Genomic DNA, 651 nt, shown 5'->3' on the forward strand with positions numbered 1-651 from the left:
CATTTGATGATATAGTATTCCCCGTGATCTTCCACAGACCAAGCGATTGGTTTTCCGTATACTTTTTTGTTTTTACATTGGATTTGATCTGTCACCGTTTTATTCACCATTTCTTGGCCGTAAGGGAATATTATTTCCGGAAAGGTAACTACTCTTCCTGTTATCGAGTTCATATGAAGTTCTTTTGTAATTGGATTATAGTGAAACACAAAGTTTCCAGAACCGGCATCTTTCCGGCCGGAGATGATCATTTCTTTATTTCGGGCAGCTAAAAAGAGTTTTCTCCAAGATTCGTGGTCCTTTATAAATTCTTCTTTCGTAAATTGTTGTTTGAATAGTTTTTTACCGCCAAAAACAGCACTTGGGATGTGTTCTTTTAATTTGGTTTTCTTTTGTTCTAATCGATCCAAACGATGTGTTAAACGACCGATTTTGGCTTTGGTTCGTTTGATTTCTACATCGAGATAGCAATGTTCAAAAAGATATGTGTTCATCCAAATGAAAGAACGGTCTTTTAATCCTAAAGAAATGATTCCGCTTTTATGCCAAACAAAGTTTGTATTTTTCGGAAACCGTAAGTTTCCTTTGATACAGCTTTCTTTGATTTTGCGTAATTTCGTCAATTTGGTTCGTTCTGTTTTCCGTTTTTTC

At 35.5% G+C, this 651-nt stretch carries 1 pseudogene; it reads right to left on the reverse strand.

Annotated features, from left to right (window positions below):
- A pseudogene (locus GCA01S_RS20440) lies at positions 1 to 651 on the reverse strand (IS200/IS605 family accessory protein TnpB-related protein); the annotation flags it as partial.

The sequence above is a fragment of the Parageobacillus caldoxylosilyticus NBRC 107762 genome (genome assembly GCF_000632715.1).
GTDB classification, from domain to species: Bacteria; Bacillota; Bacilli; order Bacillales; family Anoxybacillaceae; genus Saccharococcus; species Saccharococcus caldoxylosilyticus.